The organism is Lewinellaceae bacterium (assembly GCA_020636135.1).
Classification (GTDB): domain Bacteria; phylum Bacteroidota; class Bacteroidia; order Chitinophagales; family Saprospiraceae; genus JAGQXC01.
On sequence record JACJYK010000001.1, the window covers coordinates 2,809,177 to 2,827,282 of the forward strand.

Genomic DNA, 18,106 nt, shown 5'->3' on the forward strand with positions numbered 1-18,106 from the left:
CAAGCACCTTTCCTGGCGGGGCCGGTTTTTCAGGCTAATAGGTGCAATCTTCTGGTACATGCCGGATGTAATACGACTTGTAGTTCTTAGCCGCAGGATCCTTACATCCCGCCAGATTAAGTAACCGGATGTTACGAAACTGGACAGGATGACTTTCGGCCTGGAGAGAAAAAAATCCATGATCAACCGGTGCACCATCTTTAAATAGTGATGACAGTGCCGGGTCGATGCCGGACCCGTCTATGGTGGGATGGTGATAACTCATAACAGTCTCTCCATTAGCCTGGTGTTCAATCAATGAATCACCGTAGACAATATAGGTGGCTTTCACCCACTGATCCCCTTGATAAGTCTCAGAGGTTGAATTCGTACAATGCCTTTTGATCAGGTCTTCACCGAAATAAATATTGGTGCCTGGTGTGCATACATTCTGGGTAGGGCGATCGTGCGTTCCATCTCCTCCCAGCAATTGACCTTCGATAGAAATAGGGAAATCCTGGTCTTTCGTCATCGTTTTGGGATCCTGTCCATGCAGCATGGTACCGCTGTTACGGAACGCCCAACCTGGCCCGCCAGGTACCTGCTCCCCACGGAACCGGTATTCCAATTCCAGTATGTAATAGGAATACGAGCGATTGTAAAACAGGTGTCCGAATTCACCATGAAAATCCTTCCATTGATCATAGTTTACGGTCAGGTATCCGTCTTCTACACGAAAGGTATTCCGGTAGTTAACTCCCAGGTCTGAGCCGGTAAACTTTGGTATCCATCCGGTCAGGTCTTTCCCGTTGAAAAGTATTTCCCAGTCGCCTGTCTGCTGCGCCAGGAGACTTTGTGTGAATAGAATTGCGAACAGGAAGATCTTTTTCATTATTGAGGACTATTTTACTTTATCAGTCTTTAGGCAATATCCTTTGTGCCATTTCCCAATAAGCCAGGGTCAGGAAAAGAATTTCTACATCCCCTTCCGGATCCTTCATGAAGCTGAATGCACGCGAGACATATCCATTGGAACCGTTGGCTGCAGGTAAAAGCTGTGCAATCTCATCTTTGCCTACTACAACGGAGGGATAAGGAGGATGGGGCGTTTCCTGTGATGCAAGCACCCGGCGCGGTTTTAACGAATACAATTTATTTCCCTCGATCATGGCGGACAATGTACCGTTAAAGACCACTTCGACCTGGCTGCCACGTACCTGATACAAATATTCATCCCGGCTATTGCGAATCAAAATAAGCGACTTATTCCCCGCGTATTTCCTGCGGGCGAAGATCAACAAAGGTTCATGATAAATGGAAGTCACCTTACAGCGCACGATTTTGGCATTCCGTGCCCACCTTTTGGGATGTTGTTCCTGAATATGATAGGAGGTCAGTGCACGTTCTTCATCGTCCCAGGTTACCAGTTCCTGAATCCAGGGATAAATATCCTTTCGCAACAACTCAGCGTCCCGCAGCATGCGGTTGCGTACCGGTTCCAGGTTCAGAAATTCTAAAATGGTGCGGATCATAACCCAAAGTTAAGGATTTACACCTGGTATCCGGAAGTGTTCCGACGAGCTATTGTTTTTGTCAGGCTAAAGTGTTGTGATTATGGATAACATGAGCTAAAAATCTCTTACAGGCCAATTCATAATCATTCCATTTTCAGTCAGTTCGCAAGTTTAGTCTAGAAAGAACTTCCAGGAAACAACAGCAAATTTTGAGTAATTTTAGTTGGTATAAATCCGTACGCTAAATATAATTTAATATGCATCACCGTTTCATTCTACTGCCATTCGTCTTATTCACGTTGTCCATCTCCGCCCAGCAATTGGTAACCCAAAATGGAGGCCATTGTTACACCCTGGATATTCCGGATTATATGATTAAAACCTATGAGCTGAATGATGTGGCGACTTTGCAGTATCAAAATGCTTCCCGTGAGGCTTATGTGATCGTCATTGAAGATCCTAAGGATCAACTGGAGGATCTGGGTATGCATTTTACCAGCGCTTCGGATTTCATTGCGTCCTTTATATCGGACTATAAGTCGGAAGCAGAATCTCGCAGCGCCACCGATCTAACTGCATTCGATGAAGGTTCAAATCATCTGGCGCAGGCTGTCATCTCCTGGAAGGACGGTGAGGACGATTTTTACATGCTGGTCACTGCTGTGGAAACAGAAACCCACTTCTATAAAATACTGTGCTGGTCTGTGAATGATCACTGGGAGACTCTGAAGGAAGATTATTACCGCTTATCCAAAACGTTGAAAGACTGAGTATATGCCGCATTGATTCCACTCCGGAAATTCATTATGACTGTCACCCCGCACCCGATTGAACGTCGTTCGGGCGAGAATGAGAGTATGTTATGGAAATGTGCTTTTCCAGAGTAGCCTCAGCATTCAACACTAAATAATCAACACTCGATATTCCTGCTGGTCCTACCCCATGTAGTAGCGGGACTTGACCTTGTTGAAGGATTTGCGCAGGCGACGGAGTGCACGTTCTTTGATCTGACGGACGCGTTCACGGGTAAGGCCGTAGAGTTCGCCGATTTCTTCCAGGGTTAGAGCCTTGTTCCCATTCAGGCCGTAATAAGCAGCCAGGATTTCATATTCACGGGGCGACAGGACGGACATGCCATAGCGGACTTCGTCTTTCAGCGATTGCTCCATCAATTTCAGATCAGGACGCAACTCGTCTTCGAATGTCATCAGGTCGAGCATGGTGACACCATTTTCTTCGTCACTGCTGATAGGCGCATCAAAGGATACATGCCGGTGTCCGCTCTGCATGATCGAGTCCACTTCCTTCACGGTCATATCAAGGAGTTCTGCCAGCTCCTCACTGGAGGGTTCACGTTCAAATTCCTGGATAAATGACTGATAGGCCTCATTCACCTTGTTAAAGGTGCCCACCTTATTCAGCGGCAGACGCACAATACGTGAGTATTCCACAATGGCTTGGAGAATAGACTGGCGTATCCACCATACGGCATAAGAAATGAACTTGAATCCCTTGGTTTCGTCAAAGCGTTTGGCGGCTTTCATCAAACCCACGTTGCCTTCATTGATCAGATCCGAAAGAGACAAGCCCTGGTTTTGATATTGCTTGGCCACTGAAACCACAAATCTCAGGTTGGCTTTAGTCAGTTGCTCCAGGGCATCTTCATCACCCTGCTTGATACGACGCGATAGATCTGCCTCCTCCTCAGGAGTCAGGATATCGATTTTACCGATATCATTGAGGTACTTATCAAGAGATAAACTCTCTCGATTGGTGATTCGATTGGTAATCTTGAGCTGTCGCATCGTATTTTATCTGCTAATATCTTATACAATGAAAGGCTGGAAAAAGTTTCTCGACAAATGTTGCACCTACAACAAACCCCGGTCAGCATGGAAATACTGCGCCTCAATCTGGCCAACGATTTGCAAAACCTGCTCCATTACAACAAGTACCTCTGAAAGAAGTTCTTGGTAGCAATTGCACATTTCGATACTGAAACGCAAAAATACCCGGTAATGATACCAATATAATGAAATTATTCCTTGCTGCGATGCGTAAATCCGTGTAAAGCAACAAAAAAGGGAGGCCTTGCGGGCATTTCAGAGCGCATATCATATCCCGATCATGCATTCTGCAATGCTTAAGGTCTCCCCTATTAAATGCAGTTTATTTCGTATCAGTCACGGTTGCGATCGTGATCGTGATCGCGGTCCCGGTCTCGATTGCGGTCACGGTCACGGTCGCGGTTGCGGTCATGACCTCCGCGGCGGTCTCCTCCGCCTCCACGCTGATTCCTTCCACCACCCTGGTAGCGGTCTGAACGGCGGTCATCGCTGCGCTCCGATTCGCCTTCCGCACGCGGTGGACGAGGGATCAGTGCTTTCATGGAAAGTTTCATCTTACCGGTCTTCCGGTCCAGATCCAGTAATTTAACCCGGACCTGATCGCCTTCCTTCAGCACATCTTCAACATTCTCGACCCGCTTGTGATCGATCTCCGAGACGTGAAGCAATCCACTCTTCCCTTTGAAGTCGACAAAGGCGCCAAAGGGCATCAACTGCCGGACGACTGCATCGTACACTTCACCTACTTCAGGAACGAATACGATGTCTTTTACCCGGGCCAATGCTGCTTCGATCGAAGCTTTATTTGAACTGGCAATGTTCACAAAGCCTTTACCTTCCTTTTCTTCAATGGAGATCACGGTACCTGTTTTCTCCTGGATATCCTGGATGATTGAGCCTCCAGGGCCGATTACTGCACCAATGAATGACTTGTCGATGACAATCTCCACGATACGTGGTGCATGCGGTTTGTAATCTTCCCGCGGCTCGGCGATCACCTCGTTCATTTTGCCCAGGATATGCAACCGGCCTTTGCGTGCCTGGTCCAGCGCTTCGATCAGCAGATCGTACGGCAAACCGTCGATCTTGATGTCCATCTGGCAACCACAAATTCCGTTCTTGGTGCCGGTCACTTTGAAGTCCATATCACCGAGTGCATCTTCATCACCCAGGATATCGGAAAGGATGGCATATTTATCACCTTCTTTGATCAGACCCATGGCAATACCTGCGATCTGCTCGCTGATTTGCACACCACCGTCCATCAGGGCCAGTGAACTGGCACAAACGGTAGCCATCGAGGAGGAGCCATTGGACTCCAGGATGTCGGAAACAAGCCTTATCGTATAAGGCAAGCCCTGGGGCATAACCTGACGCACCGAACGTCCGGCCAGGTTGGCATGACCAACTTCGCGCCGTCCGGGGCCACGCATAGGCTTCACCTCTCCCGTACTGTACGGAGGGAAGTTATAATGCAGTATGAAATTATCGTCGTACGACCGCAACGCCGTGTCAATCAGGACTTCATCCTGTTTGGTACCTAACGTTAAGGTAGTCAGCGATTGCGTTTCACCACGCGTAAATACCGCTGAACCATGCGCTGCTGGAAGGTAATCCACTTCACACCAGATAGGCCGGATCTCATCCGGGTCACGGCCATCCAGGCGTTTTTTGGTGTCCAGCACCATATTGCGGATGACTTCCTTCTTTAATTTGTCAAAATAAGCATCCAGCAAAGCTCCTTTTTCTTCCAGGTATTCTTCTCCGTGCAGTTCGGTCAGTTTGACTTTGGCATCATCCAGGATTGCAGAAAATCCATCTTTGCGTTCCTGCTTTGGTAATGAACCGGCGGCCAAATCAAAGATCCCCTGTGCTGCAAATTCCTTGATCCAGGTTTTTAATGCCTCGTCTTCTTCCTTCTCCGGTAATACCCGTTTAACGGTAGCCTTCTCTCCTACTTTCTGAGCCAGATCCAACTGGGCCTGACACTGGATTTTGATGGCTTCGTGGCCAATGCGGATGGCTTCAACCAGATCAGCCTCGGAGCATTCTTTAGCCTCTCCTTCGACCATGGTTACATCTTTCATGGTTGCAGCAACGATGATATCGATGTCGGCATTCGCCAGGGCGCTGCGGATCGGGTTAACTACATATTCTCCGTCAATACGTGCAACACGTACTTCGGAGATAGGGCCGTCCCAACGAATGTCGGATACGACAAGGGCGGTAGATGCTGCCAGAGCTGCCAGAGAATCCGGCATCTCATCCTGATCTCCGGAGACCAGGTTGATGATGACCTGTGTTTCGTTCATGTAGCCATCGGGAAACAGCGGACGGATCGCACGGTCTACCAGGCGGCAGATCAGCACTTCATAATCCGAGAGCTTTGCTTCACGGCGGAAGAAGTTGCCGGGGATACGTCCGGCAGCGGCAAATTTTTCCTGATAGTCTACAGATAGTGGGAAGAAGGGCTGACCTTCTTTGGCTTCCTTGTTGGAAACGACGGTGGCCAACAGCATGGTTGAACCTACCCGTACCAAGGCAGAACCGTGTGCCTGGGCTGCAAGTTTGCCTGTCTCCAGTGTAACTTCCCTCCCATCCGGCAATTCGAATGAGGACGTAATTGGAATTTGATTTCCCATAAAATAGAATTTAACAAATGAATAAAGACCCTGTTGCAAGGCAACGGGCTGAATTAGGAAGGATCACACAAGGAGGGAAAAAAGAAGGTGGGTATACGAAGACTTACTTCCGTATACCCAATTTCTCGATCAGACTACGATATTCGCTGATATTCTTATGCTGCAGATAATTCAGCAGTCTTTTTCTTTTACCTACTAAGGTCAACAGGGTCCGACGACACTGGTGATCTTTTTTGTTTTCACGCAAGTGACTGGATAGCAGATTGATACGCTCGGTAAACAGCGCAATCTGTGCATCCGTTGCACCGGTATTGCTGGCTGCTCCTCCGAACTCTTCGAATAACTTAGCCTTTTTTTCTTTCGTTAATGCTGACATATTTGTCTTTCTTAAATATCTAACTTCGAATAATAAGGCTGCAAAGATAATGCTTTATCCATTTATTACCAGTAGTTCATGCAGATTTTATTTTACGAGTCCTGCTCCCCCGTTTTGGCTTCATTCCATAAGGCATCCATCTCCTCCAGCGTCATTTCCGGCAGTGGCCGGGGTGCCTGTGCTTCAATGTATTCAAATCTCCTTTTGAATTTTCGGTTACACCGCTCCAGGGCCGTCTCCGGATCGACGCCCAGAAATCGCGCGTAATTCACCAGGGCAAACAGCACATCGCCAAACTCATCCTCCACACGCTGATGATTATCCGGTGACTCTCTCAGGACTTCCTGCAACTCCTGCATTTCCTCCTCCACCTTTGCATAAACCTGGTCTGTCGTCTCCCATTCAAAACCTACTTGCTTGGTCTTTTCCTGCATCCGGTATGCCTTGACCATAGCCGGCAAAGAATTGGGCACTCCGGCGAGGATGGACTTTTTCCCCTCCTGCAATTTGATCTGCTCCCAGTTCCGCTTGACATCGTCATCATTCCGGACTTTCACATCCCCGTAGATGTGGGGATGCCGCTTGACCAGCTTATCACACACCGCATTCAAGGCATCTGCTATATCCCATTGCCCCTGCTCACTGGCAATGCGGGCATAAAAAACCATGTGCAGCAGCAGATCACCGATCTCTTCCCTGATGCCCTCCCAGTCCTCATCCAGGATGGCATCGGCCAGCTCATAGGTCTCTTCGATGGTGAGATTCCGCAGGCTGTGGATGGTTTGCTTGCGATCCCAGGGGCATTGTTCACGGAGCTCATCCATGATTCGCAGCAAACGTCCGAACGCGATCAACTTTGTATCATCAGGCATCATTATGGAACTTTTAGTTTGTACCTTTGTTGCAAAGATTAACAAAACAACCTTACATCCTGATGGAATTCTTATATGTTTTAGCAATCATCTTTGGAGTCTTCCTGATCTCCTTCGGATTGATCAACATTCGTCACATACTGACGGGAAATGAATTTAGAGGAACCTGTGCTACCAATAATCCATTGTTGAAAAATGAAATCGGAGAATGCACAGTTTGTGGCAGGGTAACGGGTGAGGCTTGCAAAATGCCCGAAGTTAAGGAGGGAAAGGCGGTATCCTGACCACCATAATCCACTGCTTAAACAATTTCGTCGTTGGTAAAGTCTATCGCTTATCGATAATGCGAGAACCTACCATTAACGAAACGCTCATAAATATAGCCAGACCCACAATCGTCAAAATCAACATACTTATCCGTTTTACACTTCGTCTTGCTCTATGACTTTACGGCTTCGGATTTGGGATGGCCTAAAGATGCTACAAATAATAGTAACCTATAAAGTGTATGACGGAGAAAAATCACATTTTTTTAACTCCCATACATAAGCCAAATATAAAAAACTGCTTATATATTAAGCAACATTATATTAAATTTTTTTCACATCTTTTTCCGTCTGCTGCAACCCCCTAAAAGAAAGACCTGCATCGTGTCCACATTCGCCCCGACACCATGCAGGTCTCTTAACCTATCTATGTTCTTTACTATGGCTCAGTCCAGGTAGCCTGATGGTATTTACGCTCAGGACTTCACCTCGATGGTTTCGTTCATAATTTTTGCCTGGTGGTTGATGGACTCTTCATGAATCGCCGTGAACACCTTGCGGATAAAGTCACCGCTCAGCCCCTGGTCCTCTCCTTTTTTAACCACCGTCTCGATGATCTCATTCCACCGGTCGGGCTGATAAATGGAGATGTTATTCAGTTTTTTATAATTGCCAATGTCCTCGGACAATTTCATCCGGTCACCCAGTAAATGCATGATTTCCCGGTCGATGTTGTCGATCTGGTTACGCAATTCATGGATATTCTCCTGGTATTCCTTGCTGTTGGACTTCAACTCGCGAATGATCAGCCGGTCTACGATCTCCTGGAAACCCAATGGTGTGACCTGCTGGGCTGCATCACTCCAGGCATTATCCGGATCTATGTGCGTTTCCAACATCACCCCGTCGTAATTCAGATCCAGCGCCTGCTGCGAAATATCTCTCAGCAATGTCCGGTTTCCACAGATATGACTGGCGTCAACGATCAGCTGCAAATCGGGATAGCGTCTTTTTAGTTCCAGGGCAATTTCCCACCGGGGCACATTGCGATAAACGGATTTGCCATAGGTGCTGAATCCACGATGGATGATCCCAATACGGCTTATGCCGGCTTTGTACATCCGTTCGATGGCACCAATCCAAAGACTGAGATCCGGATTGATGGGATTTTTAACCAATACCGGTATATCGATACCTTCCAGTGCATCTGCGACCTCTTGAACGGAAAATGGGTTGACAGTCGTCCTTGCCCCAATCCAGAGCACATCGACACCTGCCTTCAGGGATTCGAAGACATGCTGCGTGTTAGCAACCTCGACTGTGGTCTTTAGTCCATAGGTTTCTTTTACCTGCTTTAACCAGCGTAATCCATCCCTTCCGATCCCTTCGAAAGAATTTGGCCGGGTGCGCGGCTTCCAGATACCGGCACGAAACAAGTCAATGTTTTTATCGGCGAGCTGTTCGGCGGTGCGCATCACCTGTTCTTCGGTCTCGGCACTGCATGGACCGGCAATAAGTACGGGTCTTTTCAGATTTTCAAATACGGGTTTGATGTTCATTTCCATGATGGCTTACTTTAATATTTTGCGAATGTGATTTGCCTGATCAATTAATTCGTGGAATGTATTAAAATCCTTTTTGATTAGAAGGCTGCGAAAACGCGACAGGACATTGATGTGTTCATCCAGAACATCCAATACGTTGTCCCGGTTCTGCCGGAATATTGGAACCCACATCTCCGGTGAACTTTTAGCAAGGCGGACCGTCGAATCGAAACCGCCACTGGCCAGCTGAAATATCCGCTTCTCATCCTTTTCCTTCGCCAAAACGGTCAGAGCCAGTGCAAAGGAAGAAATATGAGAGATATGAGAAACATAGGCTGCATGCAAGTCGTGCTCGTGGGCTTCCAGCTCAACCATCCGCATACCCAATGCCTCATAAAGATCAATGACGGTATCTACCGCATCAGGAGCACTCCCCTCACGATTGCAGATCACCGAACATTTTCCCTCAAACAATCCACTGATGGCCGCGCCAGGTCCGGAGTTCTCCCTTCCGGCCATCGGATGAGAAGCCACATAACGGCTGCGCATGGGATGCTCCCTGACTGCCAAGATCAGTGCCTCCTTCGTAGAACCGGCATCCATCACCGTTTGGCCTGGTTTCACAAGATCCAGAATCTGCGGCAACACCTGCAACATGGCATCTACCGGTATGGTGAGTAAAATCAGGTCGGCATCGGCCAATGCCTCGTTCAATGGCATCACCTGGTCAACCAATCCCAGTTCCAAAGCCTGGCTGGCATGGCTTTCGTTTGCCTCCACTCCGACTAATTTACCGGCAATACCCCGTTCTCGGATATCTTTTGCAAAAGAGCCGCCAATGTGCCCCAGACCGATAATTGTTATCTGATTCATGACTTAATCGCCGCAGTTGTTTTTAAACGCTCCAGAGCAGTATCAAATGTGGACACCGGTGCACATAACGATATCCGGATATAGCGGTCACCCTGGGAACCAAAGATCCCTCCCGGAGTAATAAATACATCATTTCCATACAGGATCTGATCCGATAATTCGTATCCATCCCTGACATGATCCGGCACTTTGCCCCAGACAAACATCCCGACCGAGTCAGGATCGTAACTGCATTCCAATGCATCCATCAGTGCATAAACCCGCTCTTCCCGTTCACGGTACACCTTATTCAGATGGTCAAACCAATCCTGACCCAGTGAAAGTGCCTGGGCAGCTGCTGACTGCGACGGGGCAAACATCCCGGAATCCATATTGCTTTTAAATCGAAGGACATCACTGAGGATGGCTGGACTGCCCGCCATGACCCCCTGACGCCATCCGGCCATATTATGACTCTTGCTCAGGGAATTCAACTCGACGGCTACCTCTTTCGCTCCCGGCCTTGAGAGCAAACTGATGGGATGCTGGTTACGTATGAAGCTATACGGATTATCGTGGGCCAGGATCAGGTTATGCTCGCGGGCAAAGCGGATACAGTCGTCAAAAAAGGCAGGGGTAGCAAGTGCACCGGTAGGCATATGCGGATAATTGATCCACATAATTTTTACATTGCTCAGGTCCTCCCGGCCCAGGCTTTCCAAATCCGGAAGCCAGTTATTTTCTGCATCAAGATCATACGTCCGAACTACTCCCCCGGCCAGTCGTGAAGCGGATGCATAGGTCGGGTAGCCCGGATTAGGCACTAAAACTTCATCTCCGGGATTGATAAAGGCCATCGATAAGTGCATGATGCCTTCTTTGGATCCCATGAGGAGCAGAACCTCCGTAAGCGGATCCAGTTCTGCCTGGTACCAGGTTTGATAGAACGACGCCCAGGCTTCCCGCAAGGCGGGCAAGCCTATGTACGATTGATAGGCATGCGTGTCCGGGCGGTTGCTCTGCGCACTCAGCACCTCATTGACCGAAGCATCGGGTGCCAGGTCAGGGCTGCCGATACCCAAATTGATAATAGCTTTCCCGGAGGACTGCAATTTGGCGATCTCTTTCAGCTTGAGGGAGAAGTAATATTCCTCCACTCCCTGCAGGCGATTGGATGCTTCAGTTGGCATAGTATGCTCCTTTAGGGTAATTGCCTAATATTTTCATACGTCCTGTAAATGGCTTGATGGAATCCAGGGCAAATTTCATGTGAGCCCGGTCTTCCAAAATAAAATCTGCAAAGAAAAGGTATTCAAATGGCTTTCCCAGCAGTGGTACGGACTGAATCTTGGTCAAATTGGCGTGATGGAATGCCAGAATGGATAATACTTTGTGCAAGCTGCCTATTTCATGGGACACCGTGAAACAAATGGATATCTTATTGTACATAAATTCCTGCTTGCGTGGTTTACGGTCCAGAACCAGGAAGCGGGTATAATTTTGTTTGTTGGTCTCAATGCTCCGTTTAAGGATATTCAAACCGTACATATCGGCGGCCAGGGTACTGGCTATCGCTCCCACCTCCGGCTTTCCCCAATCTTTGACCATGCGTGCGCTCAATGCGGTGTCAATGTGTTCGATAATTTTGATGTTGGGATAGTTCTCGAAAAACTCGCGGCACTGAGCTATGGCGATCGGATGGGAATAAACTTCTTTAAGGTCTTCAATTTTGACACCCGGTAAAGTCAGCAGGTTTTGTTTTATACGCAGGTAGACCTCCCCGATAATATTCAGTTTGCTATTATAGAGCAGCATGTAATTCGATAGCAGGGATCCGGATATGGTGTTTTCAATGGCCATCATCCCTATATCACAGTCTTCGTGGGATTCGGTTCGTTCAACCACTTCTTCAAAAGTATCGCAAGGAATAACCTGAATCTGCTCCGCCGGATAATAGGTCCGGGCAGCGATCTCGTGGAAAGCTCCTGGATAACCTTGTATACTCACTCGCTTCATAACAATCATTCGTTTAAATAAAAAAGGAGTCTCGACTTCGGGACTCCTTTATTTTTTCAACCAAAACGGCTTCAAAATCAACTGGAGTCCCGTGATTTTCTAAAATAAAAGCTAAAGTAAAACTGATATGTGTACGCTCTGGTCATGTATTTCTTTCGGTTCTAAAACAAAAAAGGAGTCTCTTTTTCGGGACTCCTTCATGCTGCAAACGGCAATGGCACGCTAGGAAATCCCGGCATGGTCGTTAAAAAAGTAAAAATAAAAGGCGCGTATATGCTGCATGAAAGGCTTGTTAACGAAACAAACCTAGCACTTTTTACCGGAGATTGCAATGGACGGGTCTATTTATTTAATCCAAATTTCTTTTTCAAGATCCATTCCAAGCAGAAAATACAGTAACCCTATCCCATTGCCATCCATACCGGAATTATCCCGATGCATTTATTGCCCTGCTGTATATACTTGCATTTCTCGCTAAAAATCAATAATTTAAGTGTTCCGGCGCCCATAAAGTACTTCTTATAACCACTCCATAACCGGAAAGAACATCGCTGCCACATGCCAAGCCTGCATTACAATCTCAGCCGAACCAACGATCTGGAATACATCCCGTCACCCGATCTGATGATCATTCGGACGGAAGCCCCTGCGGAACCGGAATCGATTCTCGTAAAGGCCGGGTATATACGGGACATCGATTACCTTCCGGTCGATGACTATCCGGAGGCCAGCGCGGAGGTCTTCAGGGTAATGGGACCAGAGCCAGCTACAAGCAGGGATCAGATCAAAGCAACTGTCCGGGCCATGGCTGACGTGAGCCTGATATACATTGGTACCATCCTCCAGCGCAGCGATACCGGAAGCTACCAGATCTATACGGGGAATATTTACATTCAATTTACGCCTGAAACGACATCGGCATTTATCCAGGCCATCTTTTCAGAATATGACCTGGAGGAAAAGCGACGTCTTTACATGGCTGAGGTCGCCTATTTTGCCCGGTTCAAGGATGAGCTGGAGCTGGGACGGGGAATATTTGACCGTTGCCGGCAGCTCCTGACCTTACCCAACATCATCAGCTGTTATCCTGAAATGGTGGTGAAGCGGAAATCACTTCCCAATGACGCAGTCCGCAGTTTATTGTCAGGTATCGATCCTGGTTGGGCCGCCAGTATGATCCAGCTGGATATCGCCTGGACCCTGACCAGAGGAAAAGGAAGCACTATTTGCATCATCGATGATGGTATTGACCTGCACCACCTGGCTTTTCAGGGTGATAAGATCGTTGAGACCATTGACCTCCTGGATACCAGGCAGGATGCGTCCCATAAATACATGACCGAATGGCACGGCACGGCATGTGCCAGTATCGCCGCCAGCCGGGACGACAAAGCCATTGGCGTGGCTCCGGAAGCGAAATTGATGATCGCACGCTGCAAAGGATTAGGATCCGTCCATGAGGCTGAGGCCATCCTGTGGGCTGCTGATAACGGAGCGGACATCATCAGTTGCAGTTGGGGTCCCCCGGATGGACAGATCAACGATATCACAGATGACGCAATTTCCTACATCCTTCCTGATCACACCCGGCTGGCCTTGCAAAAAGCAGCAACCTATGGAAGAAACAGTAAAGGCTGCCCTATTTTCTTTGCGGCAGGCAACGGTGCGGAGCCCGTAAAATACGACGGTTATGCCAGCAATGAATTCGTCATGGCCATCGGCGCAGTTAATAAGGAAGGATACCTCACCCGGTATTCAGACCGGGGTGATCCGTTATTTTGCTGCTTTCCCAGTAGTGAAGTGTTGCTGGGACGTGATGGATCGATAACGACCATCTATGGATTATCAGCAGCCGACCGGCTGGGTCCTTCCGGAATCGATCCCGGCGATTATACCAACAGTTTCGGTGGCACATCGGCATCCGCGCCAGGGATGGCTGGCGTAACCGCGCTGATGCTTTCAGTAAATCCGGAATTGTCATTAACAGAAATCAGGAACTTACTTCGCCAATCCTGCCAAAAACCTGCCGCTCCATCCGGCACCCGGCACGGAGACTACGGATCCGGGATCATCAATGCATTTCAGGCTGTGACCAGGGCTCAAAATACATCTTCCACATACCACAAAAACAATAATAATATGGATACCTCAACCGTCAACCGCTTTGCCATCCATCTGGCCCTTAATGAAGTCGATCCAAGTGCATACCCGCAAATGCCAAACACGTTATTTGGATGTATCAATGACTCGAATTATTATGCGTCCTTAACCAGCCACTTCCCGGAAGGGCAAAATTTTATCCTCCACGGAACTGAGGCTACCCGCGAACAATTCAGGGAGGCATTGCTGCGCGTTGCCAATTTGGCTCAACCCGAGGATGTCGTCATCATAACCTATGCCGGCCATGGCGGGTTCATCGAAGATTTTAATGGCGATGAATCAGGGACCGGTGACGGAAGACCCTTTGATGAAACCATGGTCCTGTACAATGGGATATGGATCGACGATGAGACCTTTGCGTTGTTGGCGCAGTTCAGACCGGATGTCAACATCATTTTTTTCTTCGACAGTTGCCACAGTGGTACCGCATCACGGGCTTTTAACCCTGCCGGACAACGCTCTTTACTGCGGACCCGTGAAACCAGTCTTGCCGTTATACGTCAGGCTTATGAATACAACAAAAAATATTACGACCAGCAGTGGCAAGCCATAAATCGTGGACAGAGCCGGACGAACAAAGCCGGTGTAAAAGCCCGCGTGATCTGTTTTGCCGCCTGTACGGACACTCAGCTGGCACAAGAGACCGACAGCAGCCGTGGTCTATTTACCTGGGTTCTGGAAAACAGCTTTGACCACAGTCTGACGATCCAGAATTTCAGAACCAAACTAACCGGGGAAATGGCGCGGTTAATGGTGCCGGAAGTCCAAAGACCTTTCTTTGATCAATATGGTGACAACCCTTCCTCATTGGATACGTTTACAATCACTGCCCTATTCGGGAGCTCGGGAACGGATTCAAAAAGCACGAATTCAAATTCCTCAACCAACGATCAGGATGCATCTCAGATGCTTGGCACCCTGTATCATACGGGCTTATTGCTCACCCGTGATGGCGCAGCCACAAATGGAACCGGCCAGGAGAATCGTCTACAGGAAGTACTCATCCGGCATGCAGCGGGAAGAAGCCTGCGTGCCGCAAATCACTGGGATCTGGCCTATGAAACCATTGCTAGCAAAACGGACTTCAAAGCCGGTGACTTTGCCGAGCCCGACCTCATTTCAATCATCAATACCGATCCTGCCGAAGCGATAGAGCGGAGCGGGGACGAATACCTGGCTACCTATCCGCATCCGGGTCCCGGCGACCGGCGGAGGATATCCTGGCATCTGGATGATGAACATTCCCAGCTGCGTTCGGCAGCCCTGATCGCTTGCCCGGAATTGGCACTGGACATTCCCGGAGATGCTGATACCTATCCGCTCATTGCCCATATCGACACCGGCATTCTTCCCGGCCATCCATCGCTGCCATTGCATTTTGACCAGATACAAAGCCGCGAGTTCACGGACCCCACTGACCGTGATATCTGGTACAAATTCGGCGGATTGGAGCAGCAGGGTCACGGACAGGGTACGATTAGCTTATTAGCCGGAAGAGCCTGGCGGAACATGGCTCTGGATAGTGATGAGTTCAGGGACACTTATCTGGGGGCATTCCCCTATGCCAGGGTGATCTCCTTGCGCATTGGTGACAGTGTAGCCCTCCTGAGTGGTAAAAACTTTGCCCGGGCAGTTGATTATGCCATTCGACAAAAGGTAGACGTCATTACCATGAGCATGGCCGGTGCGCCCAGCAAACTGATGGTGGATGCCATCAACCGGGCCTATGAAGCAGGAATTGTGGTCGTGTCAGCAGGCGGCAATAAATGGTACAAAGGGTTGAAAAAATTATTGCCGGATAGCCTGATGTATCCGGCAATCTGCCGGCGGGTAATCGCTGCTGTGGGTGTAAATTATGGTCATGAGCCGTATCAAATAAAATTTGACAAGGCTACGCGTGACGCGGGAAGTCCGTATATGGAAAGTTGTTACGGGCCGAAGGAAGCCATGCAGTATGCACTGGCAGCTTATACCCCGAATGTGGTCTGGACCGGTACGACCTCCGGCAAAATGTTTAGCAGAACCGGAGGTGGCACCAGCAGTGCCACGCCCCAGATCGCCGCAGCTGCTGCACTTTACATTCATCATCACCGAAATTACTTCTCTCAATTGAAGCCGAAGGAAGCGTGGAAAAAAGCTGAAATTGTCCGGCAAGCCCTTTTTAGAGGAGCTAATAAAAACACCGGGTACGAGAAATATTTCGGGCAGGGGATTCTGAAGGCAAAATTCGCTCTTGAATTATCGCCAAAAGTACTCGAGGCTTCCATCACCAAACCGGAAGCTGACAGCATCGGCAGGAGTGGCCTGGACGAATTGGTGGCCATGTGGTTCAATGCTTCCCGCAGCGGGGCAGGCGCCGTATCCCCCGATGCCAAAATACAGACCATCTGCGATATGCTGGCCCTGGAAATAGAACAATTGATTTACACCCAAACAGATCTCGCTGAATTTGCCGGCCAGGATGGCATCAACTCTCAATTGGCTGAAGCGTTGTGTAAAAATCCACTTGCATCCGGTTTTCTGAAAACCATGATGCACCTGCAGCTGCGTAACACTTTCCTAGCTGAACCTACCCGGTCTGCCGATTTTTCCATGTTGTCCGCCATCCATGTACCTATTCATGAAGTGCGGACAAAAGAAGAAGGGGAATATGTACGGATATGGACGAATTCATTGGAATATCAGATCAGTGAAGTTAAAAAAGAGCCGGCAGAAGCAGCCGGACAGGTTATTGAAATGGTCAAAATTGAACTGCCTGACGTCCCGCTAACCCGTGGAGACCTGCCGGCAGATGTACAGATCTCACACACGCTTACCAATGCAAATGCCATATTGCATCAGGTAGAATATGAAGACGGCGAAAAAATAGCGTTCTGGAATTTTGAACAAAAAGACCAGAATAACCGGGGTGTGGGTGAACAGTTGATCCTCCGGCCCGGTGAGCAGATTTATTCCATCCATTCCGAAGCCGGTAATGCCAGAGGCCGGGGATTCTTTAAAAAGATTAAACAAATTGTGGTAGCCGTTGTCAGGACTATACTTGACAAACCACTGGCCGGCGATGAAGGATTATATCTTATTTCCGCCGATGATCCCAAGAACCCGACATTAATTAAAAAGGAAGCTGACCTTCCAGCACTCGGCAACAGGAAATTATTATTTCTGCATGGGACCTGGAACCAGTTTTCCGGTTCCTTTGCCGATTTGATTGATGATGCCCGCTTCATGGCCAGTTTAAAATTCACCTATGGAAATTATTTCCTGGCATACGAAATGTCAACCATTCGCTCCAGTGTCTTTAAAAACGGAAACGCCTTGAAGCAGCATTTGGAGAAAAAGCTAAAGCTCAACCTATCCGACATCGACGTGATCTCATCCAGCCGTGGATGCCTGGTCGCTAAATTTGTTTTTACCAATGCCAACCGGATGGTGCTTACGGCAGGACCGCATTTCGGTACACCTCTGGTAGAGCCGGACAATATCCCTGGCCTGGTGAATCGGGTTACAACCCTCTTGTCGCTGATCAACCCGTTAGGGCCTGTCACCAAAGCTATTCTCAGTGCGGTCAGCTTTGTGTTGCGCGTTATCGTGGAGGCGCCCGGTCTGGCTGATCAACGGGAACAAAGTGATCTGCTGCAAAAGGATTTGAAGGGCTGGGCATTCACCGCAAACCAATTGTTGATCGGAAACGATTACGAGCCCAATACCTCTTTTGATGATTTTTTTGATGACAAGATCATGTTTGGATTACCCAATGATTTTATTATCCCGATCCGGTCAACTCTTGGCGTCGGTTCCGGAAGCCAGAAACCGCCGAATTATTATTTCATTGAAGACAAGGCAATCAATCACTTTAAATATTATTCCAAAATCTCCGTGAAAAATAAAATACTGGAACATCTGGGATGCCAGCAATTGCCATAAGCGCATAGATCCTATTCAGCATAAGGAAGGCAATTCAGCTCAGTTATTTACTTACCCATATTGCCTTCCAGCGAATGGTTTGCGAATTGGGTTAAAGGCAGGCCTGGATAGCAA

General features: G+C 48.4%; 13 protein-coding genes. 3 read left to right on the forward strand and 10 right to left on the reverse strand.

Going from position 1 to position 18,106, the window contains the following annotated elements:
* Positions 1-34: 34 nt before the first annotated feature.
* Positions 35-871, reverse strand: a complete 837-nt coding sequence (locus H6570_10765) for a DUF1080 domain-containing protein (GenBank protein MCB9319755.1) — start codon at positions 869-871, stop codon at positions 35-37.
* Positions 872-893: 22 nt separating this feature from the next.
* Complete coding sequence (locus tag H6570_10770; protein MCB9319756.1) at positions 894-1,511, reverse strand: hypothetical protein; 618 nt, start codon at positions 1,509-1,511, stop codon at positions 894-896.
* Positions 1,512-1,750: 239 nt separating this feature from the next.
* Here H6570_10770 and H6570_10775 point away from each other — a divergent pair, with 239 nt between their 5' ends.
* Positions 1,751-2,263 (forward strand): hypothetical protein, encoded by a 513-nt coding sequence (locus H6570_10775; protein ID MCB9319757.1) that lies wholly within the window; start codon positions 1,751-1,753, stop codon positions 2,261-2,263.
* A gap of 165 nt (positions 2,264-2,428) precedes the next feature.
* On the opposite strand, the gene H6570_10780 is transcribed toward H6570_10775, so the two are convergent.
* From H6570_10780 to mazG, 4 genes are all read right to left on the reverse strand, one after another.
* On the reverse strand, positions 2,429-3,298 hold the full coding sequence (locus tag H6570_10780) for an RNA polymerase sigma factor RpoD/SigA (GenBank protein MCB9319758.1): 870 nt from the start codon (positions 3,296-3,298) through the stop codon (positions 2,429-2,431).
* A gap of 374 nt (positions 3,299-3,672) precedes the next feature.
* Positions 3,673-5,982 carry a polyribonucleotide nucleotidyltransferase gene (gene pnp, locus H6570_10785; GenBank protein MCB9319759.1) on the reverse strand — a complete coding sequence of 770 codons (2,310 nt, stop codon included), beginning with the start codon at positions 5,980-5,982 and terminating at the stop codon, positions 3,673-3,675.
* 103 nt (positions 5,983-6,085) lie between these two features.
* Positions 6,086-6,358: a 30S ribosomal protein S15 gene (gene rpsO / locus H6570_10790; GenBank protein MCB9319760.1), complete on the reverse strand. Its 273-nt coding sequence runs from the start codon at positions 6,356-6,358 to the stop codon at positions 6,086-6,088.
* A 92-nt stretch (positions 6,359-6,450) separates the two neighbouring features.
* Positions 6,451-7,233: a nucleoside triphosphate pyrophosphohydrolase gene (gene mazG / locus H6570_10795; GenBank protein MCB9319761.1), complete on the reverse strand. Its 783-nt coding sequence runs from the start codon at positions 7,231-7,233 to the stop codon at positions 6,451-6,453.
* A gap of 59 nt (positions 7,234-7,292) precedes the next feature.
* Here mazG and H6570_10800 point away from each other — a divergent pair, with 59 nt between their 5' ends.
* The gene (locus H6570_10800) at positions 7,293-7,514 is read left to right on the forward strand and encodes a hypothetical protein (GenBank protein ID MCB9319762.1); all 222 of its coding nucleotides are present in this window, start codon (positions 7,293-7,295) and stop codon (positions 7,512-7,514) included.
* A 458-nt stretch (positions 7,515-7,972) separates the two neighbouring features.
* Here the strand turns inward: H6570_10800 and H6570_10805 are convergent, their stop codons facing one another.
* From H6570_10805 to H6570_10820, 4 genes are read right to left on the reverse strand one after another with little or no spacing between them, the layout of a single operon-like run.
* On the reverse strand, positions 7,973-9,061 hold the full coding sequence (locus H6570_10805) for a bifunctional 3-deoxy-7-phosphoheptulonate synthase/chorismate mutase type II (protein MCB9319763.1): 1,089 nt from the start codon (positions 9,059-9,061) through the stop codon (positions 7,973-7,975).
* A gap of 6 nt (positions 9,062-9,067) precedes the next feature.
* Positions 9,068-9,913, reverse strand: a complete 846-nt coding sequence (locus tag H6570_10810) for a prephenate dehydrogenase (GenBank protein MCB9319764.1) — start codon at positions 9,911-9,913, stop codon at positions 9,068-9,070.
* Positions 9,910-11,082, reverse strand: a complete 1,173-nt coding sequence (locus tag H6570_10815) for an aminotransferase class I/II-fold pyridoxal phosphate-dependent enzyme (protein ID MCB9319765.1) — start codon at positions 11,080-11,082, stop codon at positions 9,910-9,912. Before H6570_10815 ends, H6570_10810 begins: the two co-directional genes overlap by 4 nt.
* The gene (locus tag H6570_10820) at positions 11,072-11,908 is read right to left on the reverse strand and encodes a prephenate dehydratase (GenBank protein MCB9319766.1); all 837 of its coding nucleotides are present in this window, start codon (positions 11,906-11,908) and stop codon (positions 11,072-11,074) included. The genes H6570_10815 and H6570_10820 overlap by 11 nt, the downstream gene beginning before the upstream one ends.
* Before the next feature lie 558 nt (positions 11,909-12,466).
* Here H6570_10820 and H6570_10825 point away from each other — a divergent pair.
* Positions 12,467-17,992, forward strand: a complete 5,526-nt coding sequence (locus H6570_10825) for a S8 family serine peptidase (protein ID MCB9319767.1) — start codon at positions 12,467-12,469, stop codon at positions 17,990-17,992.
* Positions 17,993-18,106: the final 114 nt, after the last annotated feature.